General features: G+C 67.3%; 15 protein-coding genes, 1 pseudogene and 1 riboswitch. Of the genes and pseudogenes, 9 read left to right on the top strand and 7 right to left on the bottom strand.

The annotated features are described in order from the left end of the window. Positions 1-49 precede the first annotated feature (49 nt). Both gcvT and ULB03_RS09415 read right to left on the bottom strand, forming a co-directional pair. Positions 50-1,164 (bottom strand): annotated as a pseudogene (gene gcvT / locus ULB03_RS09420) (glycine cleavage system aminomethyltransferase GcvT). A 222-nt stretch (positions 1,165-1,386) separates the two neighbouring features. Then, positions 1,387-1,481: riboswitch (glycine riboswitch) on the bottom strand. Between the two features lie 142 nt (positions 1,482-1,623). Then, entirely contained in the window at positions 1,624-2,121 is a 498-nt protein-coding gene (locus tag ULB03_RS09415; RefSeq protein ID WP_322482906.1) for a hypothetical protein, read from the bottom strand. Positions 2,122-2,435: 314 nt separating this feature from the next. Between ULB03_RS09415 and ispH the strand changes: the two genes are divergently transcribed. Both ispH and ULB03_RS09405 read left to right on the top strand, forming a co-directional pair. Beyond that, positions 2,436-3,383, top strand: a complete 948-nt coding sequence (gene ispH, locus ULB03_RS09410) for a 4-hydroxy-3-methylbut-2-enyl diphosphate reductase (protein WP_322482905.1) — start codon at positions 2,436-2,438, stop codon at positions 3,381-3,383. Between the two features lie 39 nt (positions 3,384-3,422). Then, the gene (locus tag ULB03_RS09405; RefSeq protein WP_322482904.1) at positions 3,423-4,010 is read left to right on the top strand and encodes a methylated-DNA--[protein]-cysteine S-methyltransferase; all 588 of its coding nucleotides are present in this window, start codon (positions 3,423-3,425) and stop codon (positions 4,008-4,010) included. Positions 4,011-4,146: 136 nt separating this feature from the next. On the opposite strand, the gene ULB03_RS09400 is transcribed toward ULB03_RS09405, so the two are convergent. The 3 genes from ULB03_RS09400 to ULB03_RS09390 all read right to left on the bottom strand — a co-directional run bounded on the left by ULB03_RS09400 (position 4,147) and on the right by ULB03_RS09390 (position 5,363). Continuing rightward, positions 4,147-4,419, bottom strand: a complete 273-nt coding sequence (locus tag ULB03_RS09400; protein ID WP_145729716.1) for a PspC domain-containing protein — start codon at positions 4,417-4,419, stop codon at positions 4,147-4,149. Positions 4,420-4,484: 65 nt separating this feature from the next. Further along, complete coding sequence (gene pspA / locus ULB03_RS09395) at positions 4,485-5,162, bottom strand: phage shock protein PspA (protein WP_322482903.1); 678 nt, start codon at positions 5,160-5,162, stop codon at positions 4,485-4,487. Between the two features lie 66 nt (positions 5,163-5,228). Further along, on the bottom strand, positions 5,229-5,363 hold the full coding sequence (locus ULB03_RS09390; protein WP_322482902.1) for a hypothetical protein: 135 nt from the start codon (positions 5,361-5,363) through the stop codon (positions 5,229-5,231). 298 nt (positions 5,364-5,661) lie between these two features. Between ULB03_RS09390 and ULB03_RS09385 the strand changes: the two genes are divergently transcribed. Next, on the top strand, positions 5,662-6,654 hold the full coding sequence (locus ULB03_RS09385; RefSeq protein WP_322482901.1) for a homoserine kinase: 993 nt from the start codon (positions 5,662-5,664) through the stop codon (positions 6,652-6,654). After that, the gene (rnhA, locus tag ULB03_RS09380; protein WP_322482900.1) at positions 6,651-7,127 is read left to right on the top strand and encodes a ribonuclease HI; all 477 of its coding nucleotides are present in this window, start codon (positions 6,651-6,653) and stop codon (positions 7,125-7,127) included. Before ULB03_RS09385 ends, rnhA begins: the two co-directional genes overlap by 4 nt. A gap of 78 nt (positions 7,128-7,205) precedes the next feature. On the opposite strand, the gene ULB03_RS09375 is transcribed toward rnhA, so the two are convergent. After that, positions 7,206-7,688, bottom strand: a complete 483-nt coding sequence (locus tag ULB03_RS09375) for a peroxiredoxin (RefSeq protein ID WP_322482899.1) — start codon at positions 7,686-7,688, stop codon at positions 7,206-7,208. 353 nt (positions 7,689-8,041) lie between these two features. Between ULB03_RS09375 and ULB03_RS09370 the strand changes: the two genes are divergently transcribed. The 5 genes from ULB03_RS09370 (at position 8,042) to ULB03_RS09350 (ending at position 17,664) form a co-directional block, all read left to right on the top strand. Continuing rightward, positions 8,042-8,614 (top strand): YqgE/AlgH family protein, encoded by a 573-nt coding sequence (locus ULB03_RS09370; protein WP_322482898.1) that lies wholly within the window; start codon positions 8,042-8,044, stop codon positions 8,612-8,614. A gap of 82 nt (positions 8,615-8,696) precedes the next feature. Then, positions 8,697-9,557 carry a DUF3108 domain-containing protein gene (locus ULB03_RS09365; RefSeq protein ID WP_322482897.1) on the top strand — a complete coding sequence of 287 codons (861 nt, stop codon included), beginning with the start codon at positions 8,697-8,699 and terminating at the stop codon, positions 9,555-9,557. A 346-nt stretch (positions 9,558-9,903) separates the two neighbouring features. Beyond that, positions 9,904-10,365 (top strand): NUDIX hydrolase, encoded by a 462-nt coding sequence (locus tag ULB03_RS09360; protein ID WP_322483809.1) that lies wholly within the window; start codon positions 9,904-9,906, stop codon positions 10,363-10,365. Between the two features lie 421 nt (positions 10,366-10,786). Beyond that, positions 10,787-17,041 (top strand): autotransporter domain-containing protein, encoded by a 6,255-nt coding sequence (locus ULB03_RS09355; RefSeq protein ID WP_322482896.1) that lies wholly within the window; start codon positions 10,787-10,789, stop codon positions 17,039-17,041. A 122-nt stretch (positions 17,042-17,163) separates the two neighbouring features. Continuing rightward, complete coding sequence (locus tag ULB03_RS09350; protein WP_322482895.1) at positions 17,164-17,664, top strand: DUF2199 domain-containing protein; 501 nt, start codon at positions 17,164-17,166, stop codon at positions 17,662-17,664. 50 nt (positions 17,665-17,714) lie between these two features. Here ULB03_RS09350 and ULB03_RS09345 read toward each other — a convergent pair whose 3' ends face one another. Next, positions 17,715-18,305 carry a GNAT family N-acetyltransferase gene (locus ULB03_RS09345; RefSeq protein ID WP_322482894.1) on the bottom strand — a complete coding sequence of 197 codons (591 nt, stop codon included), beginning with the start codon at positions 18,303-18,305 and terminating at the stop codon, positions 17,715-17,717. Between the last annotated feature and the right edge of the window lie 6 nt (positions 18,306-18,311).

Here is an 18,311-nt window from a genome sequence, read left to right as displayed (position 1 = left end):
CGTTCAATGGCAAGGCGGGCCCGGCACCGGCCGGGCCGCGCGATCGGGATCAGCCGCGGTAGTAGCGCTGCGGCACGAACGGCAGGGCGGCCACCTTGGCCGGCAGGGCCTTGCCGCGCACGATCAGCGACAGGGGCGTGCCCACGGCAGCGTTGGCGGCGGTGACGTAGCCCATGGCGACCGGGGCGTTGGCGCTGGGGCCGAAGCCGCCGGAGGTGACCTCACCCACCGTCTGGCCGCTGGCGTCCTGGATTTCGGTGTGTTCGCGCGCCGGCGCCCGGCCCTCCGGCTGGATGCCGACGCGGTAGCGCGCGGCCCCCTCGGCCAGCTGGCGGCGGACGATGGCGTCACCGGGGTAGCCCCCTCCTCCCGCCGGCGCTTGGAGATGGCCCAGGTCAGGCCGGCCTCCACGGGGGTGGTGGTGGTGTCGATGTCATGGCCATAGAGGCACAGGCCGGCCTCCAGGCGCAGGCTGTCGCGGGCGCCCAGACCGATGGCCGCCACCTCGGGCTCCGCCAGCAGCAGGCGGGCCACATCCTCGGTGCGGGCGCCATCGATGCCGATCTCGTACCCGTCCTCGCCGGTGTAGCCGGACCGGGCGATGGTCACCGGAATGCCCTTCAGGCTGGCGTTGACCATGGACATGAAGGGCATGGTGGCGACCTCGGGCACGAAGCGGGCCAGCACGGCCGCCGCCGTGGGCCCCTGCAGGGCCAGCAGGCCCCGGTCGTCGCCCAGGTACTCGACCTCGATGCCCGGCAGGCCGGCCGTCAGATGCGCGATGTCCTGCACCTTGCAGGCGGCGTTCACCACCAGGAACAGGTGGTCGCCCCGGTTGGCGATCATCAGGTCGTCCAGGATGCCACCCTGGTCGTTGGTGAAGAAGCTGTAGCGGATGCGGCCTTCCTTCAGCGCCTTCAGCTCACCCGGCACCAGCTTTTCCAGCGCGTCGACGACGCCGTCGCCGCGCAGGATGACCTGGCCCATGTGCGACACGTCGAACAGGCCGGCCTGCTCCCGGGTGTGAAGGTGTTCCTTCAGCACGCCCAGCGGATACTGAACGGGCATGTCATAGCCGGCGAAGGGCACCATCTTGGCGCCAAGCTCGCGGTGCAGGGCGTTCAGCGGGGTGGTGAGCAGGGGCGAATCGGTTTCACTGGACATAAGCGCTGGGACTCCCGGCGGACGAGTTCATCCCGCACGGACGGATTCCGTGTGGGCTCGCCCCCCTCTGTCCCGGACCCTGAGAGATTCACGGGGGAACGACCTATCGTCAGGTCGGGCCCGCTTACTCCGTCGGTGGGCTTTGGCCTCCAACGCCGGAAAGCCACCCGCAGGGGGTGGCGACAGGCATTGCCATGAGGCCGGGCCGCTTTCCAGATGTGCTTCTTCCTCGCGGTCCTTTTGCCTGAGAGTTTCCGGGGGCGGTTGCTCCTTCGGCGCCAGACCCGAACGGGACCAGTCTCTCCCGCGAGGTGTCATCAGCTTCGCGCACGCACCCTAATCCAACGGACCCCAAAAAGTAAAGGCGGGCCGCTGCCCCGCGACCCGCCTTCCCCGAGGGCTCCCGGCCTTGGGCGCCCCTGCCCGGCCGGTCGAACCCGTACGCCTTGTGCCTTTCGCTTATTTCCCGGCCGGAACCGGCGGGGCCGGCGGCTTGGAATTGAAGCGGATGTTGGCCTCCAACTGCTCCGGCGTCAGCTGGAAGCCCACCAGCACCTCATAATAACGGCCGTCGACTTCCGGGCTCAGCGGGATGAACTGGGTCAGCCGCTCCACCGAACCGCCGCTGCCGCTGCTGACATCCAGGGTGACGTTGTAGGTCTGCTTGGTCAGGATCTTGCGGTCGGCGTCGGTGACCGCGACGAAATAGGTCAGCGGCAGGGGGCCGCCGGTATAGGCGGGACCCGTGCTGGCGCCCACGCGCAGATCCTCGGTCATGGTGACGCCCTTTTCGCTGTATTCGCAGCGGCCCTGGATGTTGGGCATCACGGCGGTGTAGCTCAGCTGGCCGTTGGCGCCGGGCACGCCCACCGACGACGCGTCGCGGACGATGGCCACGGTGGGGCAGCCGGGACGATAACCGACGTTCTTATTGGCGCATGCCGCCAGCGACAGCATGAGAGGCATCCCCAAAAGCAGGGCCAGGCGGCCGCGGGTGCCTTTCCTGGGGGGCCAACCTATATTAGTGTCCGTGTGGATGTTCATTGAAGCGGGGCTCGTCTGGAGTTGGACGCCGGCCGGCGTCGGGGCCCCGCGACAATAGAGAAGCAGCCATACCGGCACAAGACATCGCCTGCGCCATCCTTATATTGATGGGCGACGAGATTTAACGTATCGGCGCTGGCGATCCGCCGCCGCACCGTTTTATGATCCGCCGCCATGATCGGCCCCGCGCGCCGGGGCTTACCGGAACCCGAGTAGACCTGATCACCATGACCAAGCCGACGCTCAACATCCTCTTGGCCTCCCCGCGCGGTTTCTGCGCCGGTGTGGACCGCGCCATCCAGATCGTGGAGGTGGCGTTGCAGCGGTACGGCGCGCCGGTCTATGTCCGGCACGAGATCGTGCACAACCGCTATGTCGTCCAGGGCCTGGAGGCCAAGGGCGCCATCTTCGTGGAGGAACTGGACGAGGTGCCGGACGGGCGCCCGGTGGTCTTCTCCGCCCATGGCGTGCCCAAGTCCATCCCGGCCGAGGCCGAAAGCCGGCAACTGATGTATGTCGACGCCACCTGCCCGCTGGTGTCCAAGGTCCATCGCGAGGCGGAGCGCCACTTCGCCGACGGCCGCCAGATCATCCTGATCGGCCATGCCGGCCACCCCGAGGTGGTGGGCACCATGGGGCAGTTGCCCACGGGTGCCGTGCTGCTGGTGGAGTTGGAGGAGGACGTGCGCACCGTCCAGGTGGACGACCCGCTGAACCTGGCCTTCGTCACCCAGACCACGCTGTCGGTGGATGACACGGTGCAGATCGTGGCGGCGCTGAAGGCCCGCTTCCCCGCCATCGCCGGGCCGCGCAAGGAAGACATCTGCTACGCCACCACCAACCGCCAGACGGCGGTGAAGGCCATCGCCGAGAAGGCGGACGCCATCCTGGTGCTGGGCGCGCCCAACAGCTCCAACTCCATGCGCCTGGTGGAGGTCGCGGCCAAGCACGGGTGCGTGAATTCCATGCTGGTGCAGCGGGCCACCCAGATCGACTGGGCCATGATGGACAAGGTCAAGGTGCTGGGCATCACCGCCGGCGCCTCGGCCCCGGACATCCTGGTGCAGGAGGTCATCGAGGCCTGCCGCGAGCGCTATGACGTCCAGATCGAGGAAGTCGTGACCGCGGTGGAAAACATCACCTTCAAGCTGCCGCGCGGCCTGGCGGCGGAGTAAGGCTTCCCGTTTCCTCCAGGAAATGCAGGGCCGCCTCTCATGACACCGCGCGCCTCGATCCTGTTCGACACCGCCATCGGCGCCTGCGCGCTGGTGTGGGGGCCGGACGGGATCGTGGGGGCACAATTGCCGGAGGGCGGGCCTGAGCAGGCCAGGGCCCGCCTGGCGCGGCGCTTTCCCGGCGCCACGGCGGCCAATCCGGGCGACCTGCCGCCCGTCATCGCCGAGGCCCGCGTCCGCATCCAGGCCCTGATGGCGGGAGAGCCGGTGGACATCACCGACATTCCCCTGGACCTCACGGGGATCGACCCCTTCGCCACGCAGGTTTATGCCGTCACCCGCGCCATTCCACGCGGGCAGACCCTGACCTATGGCACCGTCGCCGCCCGCATCGGGGCGCCCAAGGGCGCCGCGCGGGCGGTGGGCCAGGCGCTGGGCCACAACCCCATCCCCATCCTGATCCCCTGCCACCGCGTGCTGGCGTCAGGGGGCGGCACCGGCGGCTTTTCCGCACGGGGCGGCATCGACACCAAGTTCCGCATCCTGGCCATCGAACAGGCCCGCCCGGAGAACGAGCCACCCGGCCTGTTCGACACGCTGCCTTTGGCGATCAAGCCCAAAAGCTGACCCCAAGCGCTGAAAATGAAACCGGCCCCCACCACGCCGCCGGGGTTGCCTGGGCCCATGGGCCAGGTTCCCGGGGCGGCGGGGGCCGGCTGGGACGGTCCCCCGCGAACCGTCCAAAGCCTTACCCCAGCCTCTTTCACCAGTGGGCGCGGTAGAAGCTGCGGCTGACGTGGATTTCCTCGCGGTCGGCGTATTCGCTATCCAGCACCAGGGCCAGGGCGGCATAGACCACCAGGGTCGCGCCGAAGAAGCAGAACAGGCTCAGCACCGTCAGGATGCGGATGAAGGTGGCCGGCAGGCCGGTGTAACGGGCCAGGCCGGCGCAGACGCCGAACAGGACGGCGCGGCTGGGGTCCTTGGCCAGGCGATGACGGCGCATCGTGGCGGAAATACGCTGAAAGCTCCTCATAATCCCCTCTCCACTGTTCGAAATTGGGCGGGCGCCGGCGGCGCCCGGGTCGTTCACGGATCGTCTTACCCTTGCGGGTTGGCGCGGCTGGCCACGCGGGCCTTCAGCGCCTCAAGCTCGGCGGTCACCTTGTCGTCGCCCAGGGCGTCGATCTCGGCGGCCAGCCCACGCGGTTGGCGGCCCATCTCCATGACCTCGGCCTCGCTTTCCAGCAGGTCGATGTCGCGCTGCAGGGCGCCGTAGTGGGACAAGGCCTCTTCCAGGCGGCCGTCGTGGATTTGGCTGCGCATCCGCAGGCGGGCGGTGGCGCTGCGATGGCGGGCCAGCAGGGCGCCTTGGCGGGCGCGGGCATCGGCCAGCTTGGCCTCCAGCCGCGCCACATCGTCCGCCCCCTTGGCCAGGCTGTCGCTGATGGCCTGGATCTCGCGGCGGATGGGGTCGGCGGCGTCGGCCAGCCGGGCCTTGGCCACCAGGGCACCCCGGGCCAGATCCTCACGGCCCTTGGTCACCGCCAGTTCGGCCTTGCGGTCCCATTCCAGGAGTTCGAATTCCACATCGCGGTAGCGGGCCTCCAGCTCCTTGCGGCGGGCCATGGAGCGGACGGCCTCCGCCCGCACCTCGACCAGCGTGTCCTCCATCTCCTGGATGACCAGGCCGATCAGGCGCTCCGGATCTTCCGCGCGGTCCAGCATGGCGTTCAGGTTGGCATCGATGATGTCGCCGAGGCGGGAAAACAGTCCCATGGCAGGCGTCCTTGAGAGATGAGGCGGTGGGGACGGAGGCGGTGAACGCAGGCGCTTAGAACAGGCTCACGATGGCGACCGACAGCAGGGCGGTGACCGCCAGCAGCGGCAGGTGGCGGGCCAGGGCCGCCAGGCGCCGGGGGGCTCGCCGGTATGAACGCTGAAGGTGCGGGTGGCGGTGGTCATGGTCAGGTCGGTCATTTCAATCTCCGTACAGGAAGCTCGCTTGTCTCGGGGGCCGGTCGCCGGTGGCGGTGTCGGCCATGTCCCCTTAAAAGCAACCGCCGTGCCAGTTGTGGAGCAGGACCTTAGATCATTGTTTTTGTTGGATAAAAATTTTCATCACCCATCTCGGAAGACGATGCCGTGATTCTTCTCGCCACTAAATCGCCGAATTCGCCATTCGCGCCATCGGCTGGCCATCACCCCGCTGGAAAAGGCGGGCCCCGGCACCTGGCGACCATTGACCCCGGCCGGGAATCCCGCTACCTCGCAAGCCATGGCCGTCTATACCGAAGTCACCGATGAGGAACTGCGCGCGTTCATCGCCGATTACGCGATCGGCGACGTGATCTCGTGCAAGGGCATCGCCGAGGGGGTGGAGAACTCCAACTACCTGCTGGTGACGACCCAGGGTCCCTACATCCTCACCCTCTATGAAAAGCGGGTGAACCCGGCCGACCTGCCGTTCTTCCTGGGACTGATGCGCCACCTGGCGGCGCGGGGCATCACCTGCCCGCAACCGGTGCCGGGGCGCGATGGCGAGGCCCTGCGCGTCGTGGCCGGCCGGCCGGCCGTCATCGTCACTTTCCTGACCGGCATGTGGCCGCGCCGCATCCTGCCCGACCATTGCGCGGCCCTGGGCACGGCGCTGGCCCGGCTGCACCTGGCCGGCGCGGATTATTCCGTCCCCCGTGCCAACAGCCTGTCGCTGGACGGCTGGCGTGCCCTGGTGGCGGCGACGGCGGACGGCGCCGATGGCGTCAAGCCCGGCCTGCAGGCGGCACTGGCGGAGGAGCTGGCGGCGCTTTCGGCGCTGTGGCCCGGCCGCGATGGCCGCCCCGGCCTGCCGCAGGGCATCATTCACGCCGACCTGTTCCCCGATAACGTCTTCTTCCACGACGGCGCCCTGTCGGGGCTGATCGATTTCTACTTCGCCTGCAGCGACATGCTGGCCTATGACCTGGCCATCTGCCTGAACGCCTGGTGCTTCGAACCCGACGGCGCCTTCAACGTCACCAAGTCGCGCCTGCTGCTGACCAATTACGCCAAGGTGCGGCCGCTGACGGCGGCGGAGGTGGCGGCCCTGCCGCTGCTGGCCCGCGGCAGCGCGTTGCGCTTCCTGCTGACCCGGCTCTATGACTGGGTGAACACGCCGGCGGGCGCCCTGGTGAAACGCAAGGACCCGCTGGAATACCTGCACAAGCTGCGCTTCCACCAGCAGGCCCGCAGCCTGGCGGATTACGGCCTGGCGCCCGAGGATTTGACGTGACCGATACGCCCACCACCGACGCGAAACCGACCAGCCCGCGCGTGGAGATCTTCACCGACGGCGCCTGCAGCGGTAACCCGGGCCCCGGCGGCTGGGGCGCAATCCTGCGTTGGAACGGCACGGAGCGCGAATTGAAGGGCGGGGAGCCCGACACCACCAACAACCGCATGGAGCTGATGGCGGCCATCCAGGCGCTGGAAACGCTGAAGCGGCCGGTGAAGGTGGATCTGCACACCGACAGCCAGTACCTGCGCGACGGCATCACCAAGTGGATCCACGGCTGGCGGGCCAAAGGCTGGCTCACGGCCGACAAAAAGCCGGTGAAGAACGTGGACTTGTGGCAGCGCCTGTCCGCCCAGGCCGACCGCCATGAAGTGGTTTTCCACTGGGTGCGCGGCCATGCCGGCCACCCGGAAAACGAACGCGCCGACCAGCTGGCCCGCGAAGGGCTGGCGGAGGCGCGCGGCAGATAGGCCGGTTGCCTCAGACGCAAAAAAGCCCGCGCGGATTCGTGGAACCGGCGCGGGCCGCTTGGCGTTATGAGCTTGGTTTTACAGGTTCTTCAGCACGGCCTCGGCGCTGGACACCTCGAAGGCGCCAGGCTTTTCCACATCCACGCGGCTGACCACGCCGTCGTCGATGACCAGGGCGAAGCGCTGGCTGCGCTGGCCCAGGTTATAGGCGGTGCCGTCCATGGTCAGGCCCAGCTGGCTGGTCAGCGTGCCGTTGCCGTCGGGCAGCATGAACACGGTGTCGCCAACGTCGTTGGCCTTGGCCCAGGCGTTCATCACGAAGGGATCGTTGACCGCCAGGCAAATGATGGTGTCCACGCCCTTGGCCTTCAGCGCCCCGGCATTCTGGACGAAGCCGGGCAGGTGCTTGGCGGAGCAGGTGGGGGTGAAGGCCCCGGGCACGGCGAACAGGACCACCTTCTTGCCCTTCAGCAGGGCGTCGGTGCTGGTCTCCTGCATGCCGGCTTCGGTCAGGTGCTTGATCGTGACGCTGGGGAAGGTGTCGCCAACCTTGATGGTCATGGTCTGAAGTCCCTTTGGATGGTGAACGGTGGGGATGGTGGCCCGGAGCCAGAGCACCCGGAGCCAGAGCATGGGTAATGCCGCTGGTGGGAAATGGTTCTGGTCACCCGTGGTTCTAGGTCCCGGAGGGCCGGGCGGGCAAGGGAAACGGTTGCCACCCCCTTGTCACCCGGGTTCGCCGCTCAATATGACCAGGATGGGATCTGTTTCTGGCCCGCCCATGGGTGTGACCCGGTGGGCGTGACTTTAGGGGCGCGACGCTGCGGCGCGTGCTAGGCTGAATGACGGGGACAGGCTGTAGGACAGTGCCGGCCATGTGGGCCGGCCCGATGTGAAGAGGGAAGGCGCCGGCCATGAAGGACACCACCATCCGACGTTTTCTGACCGGGCAACTGCTGGTCGCGATGCCGTCCATGCCCGATGAGCGGTTCGCCCGGACCGTGATCTACGTGTGCGCCCATACCGATGACGGCGCCATGGGCCTGGTGATCAACCGGCTGTTCGACGGCATCGACGCCGGCGGCCTGCTGGAACAACTGGGCATCGATGGCGGCGACCCCGACGACCGGCTGCGCGTGCATTTCGGCGGGCCGGTGGAACCCGGCCGGGGCTTCGTACTGCACAGCACCGACTACCAGCGCGAAGGCACGCTGAAGGTGGAGGATGAGGTGGCGTTGACCGCCACGGTGGACATCCTGCGCGCCATCACCGAGGGGCGCGGGCCGCGCCAGTGCCTGCTGGCCCTGGGCTATGCCGGATGGGCCGCCGGCCAGCTGGACCAGGAAATGCAGGCCAATGGCTGGCTGCACGTGCCGGCCGACCCCACCCTGTTATTCGATGACGACATGGACACCAAGTGGGAACGGGCCATCGCCAAGCTGGGCGTCAGCCTGCCCATGCTGTCGGCCGAGGTGGGGCACGCCTGATCACGCCCCCCGTGTGATTGCCCCCGTCTGATGCTACCCGGCAGGCCGCCTTGCCGCCGCCATCTTCCACCGGGAGGATGGAATGATGAACACGTCCCGCCGCATCCCGCCCTTGCATGCTTCCGTCCTGTCGCTGCTGCTGGCCTTGCCCGCCGGTGCCCAAGCGGCGGAAACGCCCCAGCATCTACGGCTGGGCTACGACGTCTATGTCGGTGGCCTGAAGATGGGCCGTATGACCCTGGAGACGGACATCAAGGGCGACGACTACCGTGTCAGCGTGGCGGCGGAGGCCGGCGACATGCTGGCCCGGCTGATCAAATGGTCCTACACCGCCGAGGCGGAGGGCACGTTCGGCGGCGTCCACGGCGTGGCGCCGCGCCACTTCCACAGCCTGCGCACCCTGCGCGATAAAAGCTGGGACGCCACGCTGAGCTACACCGCCCCCTACGGTGCCCGCGACACCGCGGTCAGCTTCACCCAGACGCCGGCCCCGTCGCCGGAGGACGCGAACGCCGTGCCCATGGACCAACGCCCCGGCACCGTCGACCTGCTGAGCGCCGCCGCCGCCATCAGCCGCCATGCGGAAGGGGGCGATTGCGCCAGCCGCCTGCCCGTTTATGACGGACGCCGCCGCTATGACGTGGTGATGGAAAGCCGGCCCGGCCGGCATATCGAAAAGTCGGACTACACGGTGTTCGAGGGTGACGCCATCGGCTGTCATGTCGCCATCGTGCCGGTGGCGGGGTTCAAGCCCGCCGGCCGCGGCAGCCAGAACTTCTGGACGGCGGCGCCGGACGGCAAACCGCGCGGCTTCGACCTGTGGATCGGCCGGCCGGTGCCCGGCGGGCCGGTGGTGCCGGTGCGGCTGGAGGCGGGGGAACTGTTCTTCACCCATGTCATCGGCCACCTGGCCCAGGTCGAGGTGGTGCCACCACGCCCTTAAGCCACCGTGCCCCCCGAGTCGCAGGCCTTTCCCCAGGACCGAGCGACGGCGGTCCCGGCGACCATGCCGCGACCCGCCTGGATTCCCGCGGTTTTGATTGACCATCTGGTCAGGATAGGTCGAATGACGCGGCGTCGGCCATAGGGGGTCGGCACATCAGGTTATTCGGTGTAGGGGACTGAAAACGTTTACGGGTTGGCAACCGTTCGGGGATTATATGAAACAAGGCCGCTGGTGTACGATGGGGAGCCATCTTATATCCGGCGATGCCTTGGCAACACCGCCCCTTACCTCTTTGGATCCTCCCCGTTCGATAAGGTGTCACCCCCTGCCCCACACCGCCCCCATCCTCGTTTCGGAACCGCCGAGCACGCCCTGTGAGGCCACCGAACGCCAATACGCCGCCATTCCCGTCCGCATTCGCGACGGGCACCTGCAGGTGATGCTGATCACCTCGCGGGAGACGCGGCGCTGGGTGGTGCCCAAGGGCTGGCCGGAAAAGAAGATGAACGCGCGCGGCGTCGCGGCGAACGAGGCGTTCGAAGAGGCGGGCCTGATCGGCACCATCCACAAGAAGCCGCTGGGCACCTTCCACTATTTCAAGGTCATGCCCTCCGGCAAGCGCCTGCCCTGCGCCGTGGACGCCTACCTCTTCGAGGTGGAGCGGGAATTGGAGGACTGGCCGGAAAAGCACCAGCGCGAACGCCGCTGGGTCAGCCCGTCCCAGGCCGCCCTGATGGTCGCCGAAGGCGGCCTGGTCAGCATCCTGCTGTCGCTGGCCAGCATGGCGGTTGACGAGGAAGGCTGAGGCCGAGTCTCCGGCGATCGGGCGCCGTTTTTTCAGCCGGACGCGACGGCGCGGCGGTTTATCAGCCCCCCGCCCGCTACCGCTGTAGTACCGCCCCCGTCACATGCTAAGCGTGGCCACAGCTCGGCAACCGATGCTGTTAGAAATTTACAAAAATGAATTAACAAATTACCCATCCGTCGCATAGACTAGCCCAAAATGCGTAAGGGATGGGTGTGACAGTCCATGGTTGATGTCGACTGCCGCCGGCGGGGCCCCGGCTCCGCAAGGCTTGGTGTATGCGTCCTGTTACACCACCGCCCAGGTGAATCCCGTATCGGGCTCACGTCATTTTTCAGCTTCTAAAATACAGCCCCGGGCGCGCCATCGGCGCCGGGCTCTCTCTTTACACCCAATCCATATTGTCAGGAGTTTTCCCAGCATGCGTGCCTCTGCCCCCAACCGCACCAAAGCCCTGTTGCTGGGCGCTTCCGTCCTGGCGCTTGCCACCTCGTGGCAATACCCGGCACGGGCGGACATCAACGTCACGGGCACGTCCGCGGCCGTGACCATCACTTCGGGCAATCTGCTGAATGCCGGCCATATTAGCGGCAGCAGTTTCAATGCCGCGATCGACGCTTCTGGTTCCGTGGGAACCATCACCAACAGCGGCACAATCAATTTGACCGGCACGCTGATCGGCTTTGTCGGCCTCGGTGTTCGGGTCCATGGCGCAACCATCGGCGGAACGCTCCAAACCGCTCAGCTTGACCAATTTAACAACAATGCGGGTGCCACGCTCCAGGGCGGCTATTCGGGTCTAAGATTGGAGGGGGTTTCTGTTGGCACCATTTCAAATTCCGGTACCATCAAGACGGCGTACTCACTCCCTCAAGGCGCCGCCATCGGCGGAAGCACCCGTTTTTTGACGGGCAGTGTACCGCAGACCGTGACGGTCAATACCCTGACAAATAATGTTGGCGGAGTCATAGCGGGCGGGGTCGACTTCACCGGCAGCACAATTGGCACCCTGGTCAATTCGGGCGTCATTAGTGCAGGAACCGCCGGAGGTATTTACGGCGACGCGATCAGTCTCGGCAACACAACTCTGTATTCCAATTTAATGTCGATCGTAACGGTCGTCGGCCAGGTCAGCGCTATCGTCAACAATGCAGGCGGCAGCATTCTCGGTAATGTGACCATCGCTGGCGGTGGTAGCACCATCGGCGTGATCGACAATGCGGGCCTGATCAGCGGTTCCATCGCCGGGTCGCAGACTTCCATCGGCAGCTTTAATAATGAGGTCAGTGGGCGCTTGGCGGGGGTTACCCTCGTAGGCGGCAGCATCGGCAGCTTCGTTAACAGCGGCACGATCGCCCCCGCCCCTAACAGCTATGCTTACAACGGTGTCGTCAATCTGGGGGCGAGCAGTTTTTACACCGGATCCACCACGGCCCTGACGCCCAGCACTATCGGTACGATCGACAACCAAACCGGCGCCACCATCACCGGCGGCCTGTATGCGCTAGGCGCGGCTATCGGAACGTTCACCAACGCCGGCGGCATTGGCGGGGGCGTCAATCTCGGCGCCTACATCAACTACGGGTCCAACACGACCGTGTTGCCCAGCAGTATCGGCACCATCAACAACCAGGCCGGCGGCACCATCTCGGGGGGCTTGGCCGCCGCCGCGTCCTCCATCGGCTCGTTCAACAACGCCGGCCTGATCAGTGGGGGCGTGAACCTGGGTGCCGCGAGCCCCTACACCTATTCCAGCAACGGGACGGGCTACAGCTATATCTACGGCGCGGTAACCTCCACCATCGGCCAGTTGACCAACGCGGCCGGCGCCACGATCACTGGCGGTAGCGGTGCCGGTCTGACGGCGACCGGCGCCTCCATCGGTACGCTCACCAACGCCGGCCTGATCCAGGGCAGCGTGAATCTTGGCGGAGCCAGCACTTCCACCTTTAGCTCCAACGGGACGACGTACAGCAACACATATTCCAGCGTGGACTCCACCATCGGCACGCTGATCAACAAGGCCAACGCCAGCATCACCGGTGGCGTCCAGATCGGCGGTACGGTGGGAACGTTCGACAATGCGGGCATGATCGGCTCCATCGGCACCTACACCTACAACTCCTATGGCCTGATCTTTAGCGGCAACTCCAAGGCCGGCGTCATCACGAACGAGGCGGGTGCCACCCTCGCCGGTTTTGTCGGGTTGGGCCTCAGTGGTACGGATGTCGGAACGCTGAGCAACAGCGGCCTCATTACGAGCCTGAACAACACCGCCATCACCGGCGGCCTCAAGTCCTCTTACAACTCCGTGACTTCACGCTATGAGTATTCGGCCGCCAGCATCGGCACCCTGTCCAATGCGGCCAGCGGCACCATCCAGGGTTACTACGGTGGCATCCAGTATCAAGGCACCATCGGAACGCTGTTCAATGATGGCCTGATCGCCGCCACGCAAAGCGGCAGCGGCATCTCGATCAGCAGCAACGGCACGAGTGCGGGCATCGGCACGCTGATCAACGGTGTACACGGCACCATCAGCGGCCTTTATTCCTCGGGCGCGCTTGCCGTGGTCGGGGCCACCATTGCGGGTCTGCAGAATGATGGCTTGGTGAACGGCGGCACCTACGGCAGCGCCATCTTGGTCTCCGGCAACTCATATTATGCTTATGACACGGTGCAGAACGTCTACGGCGTTACCTATGTCACCGGACAGATCAACTCCCTGACCAACAGCGCTTCCGGAACGATCACAGGCGCTACGGGGGTCCAGCTGACAGGCGGCAGCCATATCGGCACGCTCAGCAACGACGGTCTAATCCAAGGCTCGACCCACGGCGGCGTCGAGATTGGGTATTCCTATTATGGTGGCGGCACCATCACGCCGACCCTTGATACCCTGGTCAACGGGGCCACGGGCACCATTGCCGGAGGCTACGCGGGCGTCTTTGTCACGTCGGGTACGCTGTCCACCTTGGTGAACCGCGGCTTGGTCACGGGCACGCAAGGGGCGATCGTAGCCAGCAACTTCAGCGCCTACCCCACCATCGCACCCACCATTGGTCAAATCACCAACCTCGGAACCCTGACCACCACCGGTGGTGCGCAAGTTTCCTCGATTTCCGGCACGGCTGTCAGCTTAAGCGGTGTCAACGTCGGCACCCTTTCCAACAGCGGCCTGATTTCCGGGGCGATGGCCCTTTACGCGTCCGGTACGATGCTGAACAACAGCGTGGCGGCGGGCAGCGTCGGCCTGGTCGACAATCTGGCGGGCGGCTCGCTTATCGGCACGGGCTCCCAAGCGTCCGTTATGCTTAACGCGCCGGTCGGGACCTTGCGGAACGCTGGACTGATCGCCGATCAGGGCACCTCCACCCTCGCCTCTGCTGTCGCCGTGCTCAGCGGGACGCTGGGCACCCTGCTCAATCTGCCGACTGGCACCATCACCGCACCGGGCGCCGGCCTGCGGGTGGCCGGCAGCAGCTCCAGCTTCCTCACCTATTACTTCAGCGAAACACCATATAGCGCCAGCACCTATTCCCAGTCTGGCAGCATAGGCGCGCTCAGCAACTCAGGCACCTTGACCGGTGGAACGAACGGCGTGGAATCCGCCGGCCTGATCGGAACGGTTATCAACCAGGGTACCCTGGCGGGGGAAACCGGTGCTGGCCTCGTGAACGTCGGCGCATTTACGTCGCACACGGTGATGACTGGCTATGTTCCAATTGGTTCCATCCATTTCTGGACCAGCGATACATCCACCACGCTGAGCAACGGGGGTGGCAGCCTGTCGACCCTGAATAACAGCGGCCTCATCACCGGCGGGCAGAGCGGTATTGTTAACGGCTTGTCCTCCAGCCCGTCGACGGTGACCACCTCCTGGAACTACGGCGAAACCCTCACGACGGTCGTCAGCACCACCGGCCCCATCGGCGGCACCATCGGCACGCTGATGAACAGCGGCACCATCCGGGGCACGGCCGGCGCCGGCATCGACAACGGCGCCGCCTCCGCCGTCATCGACACCCTGGTCAACAGCGGCCTGATCCAAGGCGGCCAGACGGGCCTCATCAATGCCGGCACCGTCGGCACCCTGACCAACAGCGGCACCATCACCGGCGCCGTGGCGGCCATCCGGGACAGCGGCACGCTGGGCCCGGTCACGAACACCGGCGTCATCGCCGGCAACATCATCCACACCGCCGCCACGGACCTATCCGTCACCGGCGGCAGCGGCACGGTGTTCGGCACCCTGACGGGCGCCGGCGGCGCCCGCGGCACCCTGGCCAGCACGGCCAGCAACGTGACCCTGGCCGGCAACCTGGTGCTCAACGACAGTGTCAGCATCGCCGGCCACACCCTGGTGGAAAGCGGCGGCAGCCTGGTGCTGACAGCCCCCACCACCCTCACCGGCAGCTATGCCCAGGCGGGCGGCACGCTGACGGCCCTGGCGGCCGGCGGCACGGTGGGCGGCCTGCAGGTCAGCGGCACCGCCAGCATCAGCGGCGCCACCGTGGTGCTGACCTCGCAATACGCCTTCGGCCTGACCAGCGGCGCCAGCTACACCATCGTGGCGGCCGGCGACGCCGCCTCCAGCTATGCCGGACTGACAGCCCTGGCGCCGGGCTACAGTTCCACCACCGTCACCAGCACGGTGGTGGGCGGCCAGACCGACCTGGTCGTCAGCGTGGGCAACAGCAGCCTGGCCGCCGGCGGCACGGCCACCATCGCCGGTGGCGCCGGCGTGCTGGACCAGATGACGGGCGGCACCCTGGCCATCACCGGCGGCACGCCCACCGTAAGCAGTATCAGTGGCGGCACCATCGCCCTGACCGGCGGCAGCGCCACCCTGGGCACCATCAGCGGCGGCACCCTGACGCAAAGCGCCGGGTCCACCATCGCCGGCACCACGGCGGTGCAGGTGACGGGCGGCAGCCTGAACCTGGGCGGCACCGTGCAGGCGCCGCTGGCCATCACCGGCGGCCTGGTGGCCTTGAACGGCACCGCCAGCGGCCCCGTCACCGTGGGCAGCGGCGGCACCCTGCGCGGGTCCGGCGTCATCACCGGGGCGGCCACCGTCGCGGGTGTGCTGCGCCCCGGCAACTCCCCCGGCACCCTGACCTTCACCAACGGCCTGACACAAAGTGCGAAGTCGGTGCTGTCCATCGACATCGATGGTACGGGCACCGGTGCCGGCTACGGCAACTACTCCCGCGTCCTGGTCACGGGCGGCAGCTACGTCATCGGCTCCGGTGCGGTGCTGCAGCCCAACCTGCGCGGCATGACGGGCAAGGCCACCAACACCTACACCCCCAGCCTGGGCACGGACTTCGCCATCGTCCAGGCCGCCGGCGGCGTGTCCGGCACCTTCGCCGGCATCACCCAGCCTGGCAGCGGGCTGCTGGCCGGCACGCAGTTCACGGCGCTGTACGGCAGCAACGCCATCGACCTGTTCGTCACCCCCACCTATGGCAACTTGGCCAGCCTGGGCGCCAGCCCCAACCAGCAGACCATGGGCCGGGTGGTGGCGGGCCTGACCGGGGCCGGCAATGCCGACCTCGGCACCGTGCTGAAGGCCCTCTACAGCCTGCCCACGGTGGGCGCTTCCCTGGACGCCCTGGCCCAGATCGGTGGCAGCAGCCAGGCCAACATCGTGGCCTACAGCCTGAACCGGGGCCTGGCGGTGACGCAGGTGCTGGGCCAGCGCCTGGCGGCGGTGCGCGACGGCGTGGCCGGCGGCATGCAAGGCACGATGCAGGCCCAGTTGGTGGGCCGCACCCTCTACACCAGCGTCGCCAGCGGCGGCGATGGCGCCCCGGTGGGGGATGAGCGGGGGGCGGCCGCCGGCTCGGCACCGCAGGAGGGCTGGCACTTCTGGGCCCAGGGCCTGGGGGCGTTCACCCGGGTGGACAGCGACGGCAACGCCGCCGGCGGCCACAGCAACACCGGCGGCGGCCTGTTCGGCGGCGACCGGGCGGTGGCACCGGGCGTGACCGTGGGCCTGGCCGGCGTGCTGCTGCAAAGCACCTCCGGCGGGTCCAACGAGACCAGCAGCTATGGCCTGTCAGCCTACGGCAACGTGGATCTCGGGGATGGCCTGTTCGTCACCGGCAACGCCGGCTACACCTACGACCAGTACGACACGGCGCGGACCATGGGCTTCGGCGGCCTCAGCCGCACGGCCTTCGGCCACACCACCGGGGACGAGCTGAGCGCCGGTGTCACGGCCGGCTACCGCGTGCGTGTGTCCAACCTGACGCTGGAGCCGCAGGCCGGCATCCAGTGGCTGAAGGTCGGCCGCGACGGCTTCACCGAGACGGGCGCCGGCGCCCTGAACCTGGTGCTGCAGGACCTGGACGCCACGGCGCTGCAGAGCAACGTGGGCGGCCGGGCCTCGGCCAGCTGGAAGACGGACGGCGGCACGGTCATCACCCCGGTCCTACGGGCGGCCTGGCTGCACGACTTCCGCGACCGTGCCCTGACCAGCCAGGCCGCGCTTGCCGGCACCACCTTCGCCGTGACCGGCCCCGACACCGGCGCCAACGCGCTGGGCATCGGCGGCGGGCTGACCCTGCAGGAAGGCGACAACCTGAACCTCTACGCCAACTACGACGGCACGCTCCGCCGGCACGAGACCGACCACGTCTTCACCGCCGGCTTCCGCCTCAGCTGGTAAGACGGGGTAATCTCCAAACGACGGCGGCCCGGCGGGGAAACCTGCCGGGCCGTTGGTCTTTTCCGACCACTCCCCTATGCTGGCCGGGTGCGATGGCGCGGAAGAGGGACGAGGGAACGGGCATGAGTGACGGGTATATCTGCAGCGTCTGCGGCGAGGCCCATGAGGGGCTGCCCACGCAATGGGCGTGGAGGCTACCCGACGTGGTTTGGGCAATCCCGGCCGAGAACCGCGAAACCGCCGCCGATTTCACCGACGACGTCTGCGCCTATGATGGCCGCTTCTTCATCCGTTGCGTCCTGTCCATCCCCTTCACCCACCAGGCGGAGTTTTTCGGCTGGGGCGTGTGGGCTGAGATCGGGCGTGCGGCGTTCCTGCGCTATCTGGAGATTTACAACGAGGACGCCACCGACGAACCGCCGGTGCCGGGAACACTGGCCAACGCCATCGCCTGCTACGGCGCACCCCTGGACCAGCCGGTTCTGGTGCGGTTCGGCACAGCCACCAGGCGGCCCACCCTGCACCTCCCCAAGGACGACACGTCCCTGCTGGCGCGGGAGCAGCGGGCGGGCATCGGCGCCAACCGCCACCATGAAATCTTGCAAGCGCTGGGAGTGATCTAGAACCGAGCGGATTCACGCTGCAAAGCGATCCCGCTTTTTCGCGATCCGCTCTACCCGCGCCAGTCGTCGCGCAGGATGCCGTACAGCACATGGTCGGCCCAGCGGCCATCGATGCGCAGATAGCCGCGGGCGTAGCCCTCGCGCACGAAGCCCACCTTTTCCAGCAGGCCCTGGCTGGGCTGGTTGGTGGGCAGGCAGGCGGCCTCCACCCGGTGCAGGCCAAGCTGGCCGAAGGCGAAGCCCAGGCTGACCTTGGCCGCCTCGCTGGTGTAGCCCCGGCGGGCATAGGGCTTGCCCACCCAATAGCCCATGGTGGCCATCTGGGCCACGCCCCGGCGCACGTTGGACAGGCCGATGCCGCCCACCAGCCGGTCGCTGGCGCGCTCGAAGATCAGGAAGCTGTAGGCCTCGTCGTTGCGCCATTCCGCCGTGTGCCGGCGCACGCGGCGCAGGAAGGAGGAGCGCAACAGGGCGTCGGCCGGCCAAGTGGGTTCCCACGACGCCAGGAAGTCGCGGCTGCGTTCCCGTAAATCGGCCCATTCCCGCCAGTCCTTGACCTGGGCGGGACGCAGATAGGTCTGCGGCCCGTCCAGCCGTATGGACGGTGCGCTCAGGATGTCGGCGTGCAACAGCCGTATCACCGCCTC

This window comes from Nitrospirillum goiasense (assembly GCF_034427435.1).
Lineage (GTDB): Bacteria > Pseudomonadota > Alphaproteobacteria > Azospirillales > Azospirillaceae > Nitrospirillum.
The sequence above is the reverse complement of the archived record's forward strand: the minus strand, read 5'-3'. Positions and strand labels throughout refer to the sequence as shown.

Coding starts and splice junctions, on each gene's coding strand:
- ULB03_RS09415 (WP_322482906.1), bottom strand. CDS start 2,121: ATGCTGTCGCTGGCGGCATGCGCCAATAAGAACGTCGGTTATCGTCCC.
- ispH (WP_322482905.1), top strand. CDS start 2,436: ATGACCAAGCCGACGCTCAACATCCTCTTGGCCTCCCCGCGCGGTTTC.
- ULB03_RS09405 (WP_322482904.1), top strand. CDS start 3,423: ATGACACCGCGCGCCTCGATCCTGTTCGACACCGCCATCGGCGCCTGC.
- ULB03_RS09400 (WP_145729716.1), bottom strand. CDS start 4,419: ATGAGGAGCTTTCAGCGTATTTCCGCCACGATGCGCCGTCATCGCCTG.
- pspA (WP_322482903.1), bottom strand. CDS start 5,162: ATGGGACTGTTTTCCCGCCTCGGCGACATCATCGATGCCAACCTGAAC.
- ULB03_RS09390 (WP_322482902.1), bottom strand. CDS start 5,363: ATGACCGACCTGACCATGACCACCGCCACCCGCACCTTCAGCGTTCAT.
- ULB03_RS09385 (WP_322482901.1), top strand. CDS start 5,662: ATGGCCGTCTATACCGAAGTCACCGATGAGGAACTGCGCGCGTTCATC.
- ULB03_RS09375 (WP_322482899.1), bottom strand. CDS start 7,688: ATGACCATCAAGGTTGGCGACACCTTCCCCAGCGTCACGATCAAGCAC.
- ULB03_RS09370 (WP_322482898.1), top strand. CDS start 8,042: ATGAAGGACACCACCATCCGACGTTTTCTGACCGGGCAACTGCTGGTC.
- ULB03_RS09365 (WP_322482897.1), top strand. CDS start 8,697: ATGATGAACACGTCCCGCCGCATCCCGCCCTTGCATGCTTCCGTCCTG.
- ULB03_RS09355 (WP_322482896.1), top strand. CDS start 10,787: ATGCGTGCCTCTGCCCCCAACCGCACCAAAGCCCTGTTGCTGGGCGCT.
- ULB03_RS09350 (WP_322482895.1), top strand. CDS start 17,164: ATGAGTGACGGGTATATCTGCAGCGTCTGCGGCGAGGCCCATGAGGGG.